The sequence below is a fragment of the Verminephrobacter aporrectodeae subsp. tuberculatae At4 genome (assembly GCF_000193225.1).
In the GTDB taxonomy this organism is placed as follows: domain Bacteria; phylum Pseudomonadota; class Gammaproteobacteria; order Burkholderiales; family Burkholderiaceae_C; genus Acidovorax; species Acidovorax aporrectodeae.
The window spans coordinates 1-1,987 of sequence record NZ_AFAL01000147.1 but is presented as its reverse complement, the minus strand read 5'-3'; the positions used below and the strand labels follow the sequence as shown (position 1 = coordinate 1,987).

The 1,987-nt window shown below is 68.6% G+C and carries 1 protein-coding gene; it reads right to left on the bottom strand.

Annotated features, from left to right (window positions below):
• Positions 1–1,648 (bottom strand): 2-isopropylmalate synthase (locus VTU_RS0105275; RefSeq protein ID WP_010101554.1); only part of this gene is annotated, 1,648 nt, incomplete at its 3' end.
• Positions 1,649–1,987: the final 339 nt, after the last annotated feature.

The following is a 1,987-nucleotide window of genomic DNA, read 5'->3' as shown; positions in this document are numbered from 1 at the left end:
GCGCAGGCCGGCGCCGCTGCATGAGCCGGTTGGCCGCGTTCACGAGGGCCTGCACCGAGGCCGTCACGCTGCAATGGCTGGCGCCAGCGCCAAAGGTGGATCCGGCCACGCCCTCCAGGGCGGCCTCCACGATGACCATGGTCTGGACGCCGGTGGCACGCTCCTCGCAGTGGTCCACGCGCAGCGGCAGGCCCAGCGCGTCCACCGTGGCGGCGACGGGGCCGCAGCCCTGGCCGCGCAGGCGTTCGCGGGCGTCGCCGATGCTGACGTCGAGCTCCATGCCCTGCCCGTCTGCGCCCGGCCGGTGGCTATGGCAAACGATGGCCGGTTGCGCGGGGGCCTGCAGGTAAGTGGCCCGGAAAAGCTCCCACAACGCGTCGCCGCCCATCTCGGTCTCGCTCGCGTCGGTCTGGCGCTGCACCAGCGCGCTGAACTCCACTTGCATGCGCCGGGGCATCACCACGCCGTACCCGCGCTCGAGCAGGAACGCGATGCCGCCCTTGCCCGACTGGCTGTTCACCCGGATCACGCCGTCATACGTGCGCCCCAGGTCGGCGGGGTCTATGGGCAGGTAGGGCACGGCCCACGCGGCGTCCGGGTCCTGCGCGGCAAGGCCCTTCCTGATCGCGTCCTGGTGCGACCCGGAAAAGGCCGTGAACACCAGATCGCCGGCGTAGGGGTGGCGCGGGTGCACGGGCAACGCGGTACATTCCTCGGCCACGCGGGCCACGGCGGTGATGTCCGAAAAGTCCAGGCCCGGAGACACACCCTGGGTGTACAGGTTCAGCGCCAGCGTCACGATGTCCACATTGCCGCAGCGCTCGCCGTTGCCGAACAGGCAGCCTTCGACGCGTTGTGCGCCGGCCATCAGGGCCAGCTCGGCCGCGGCCACGCCCGTCCCGCGGTCGTTGTGCGGGTGCACCGAGAGCAGCACGTGCTCGCGCGGCGAAAGGCGCCGGTGCATCCACTCGATCTGGTCGGCAAACACGTTGGGCGTGGCGTTCTCCACGGTGCTGGGCAGGTTGATGATGATGCGCCGGTCGGGCCCCGTGCCCCAGGCGGAGATGGCCGTCTGACAGGCGCGCAGCGAAACGTCGGGCTCGGTGGCGCTGAAGGTCTCGGGCGAGTATTGCAGCGTCCACCGGGTCGCAGGCTGCGCGTCGGTGAGCTGTCTGAGGTAGTCCACGTGGTGGCGGATGAGCTGCAGCATCTGCGCCACGTTCATGCCGAACACGGTGCGCCGCCACGCGGGTGCGGTGGCGTTGTACAGGTGCACGATGGCGTGGCGCGCACCCCGCACGGCCTGCACGGTGCGCGCAATCAGGTCCTCGCGCAGCTGGGTGATGACCATGATGCGCACGTCGTCGGGGATCAGGTCGTCATCGACGAGGCGGCGCACGCAGTCGAAATCGGTCTGCGACGCGGCCGGAAAGCCGACTTCGATCTCCTTGAAACCGATGCGCACCAGTTCATGAAAAAGGCGCAGCTTGCGCTCGCAGTTCATCGGCTCGAACAACGCCTGGTTGCCGTCGCGCAGGTCGGTGGAGAGCCACACGGGCGCGCGGCTGATGCTGCGCGACGGCCATTGGCGATCGGTCAATGCCACGGGGGCGATGGGCTGGTATTTGGTAGCGGGGTTGGCAATCATGAGGGGCTCCACGAACGGTGTGTGCGTCGCGCGTTGCGCTGTGCATCGGGCAGGACACGGGTCAAACGAAAAACGGATGACGTCCCCTGCAGCCCTTTGCTGGTGTGCAAAGGCTGGTTCGTGGGCCGGGGTCAGGGGGATGTCAGGTGTTGCGCCGAACGGCAACACGGGAGGGCGCAGGCAGACCCCGGCCGGGTACTAGACCTGGCCGTAGGGTGGACGGGAGCATGCTGCGCAACATGCCCTGAAATCTAGCACAGGAGCGCAGAAAGAAGAAAGCCCCAGCCGCGTCCACCGTGGTATTTCCAACGAGGCAGGTCCCGCTGTCTGCGCCGCACA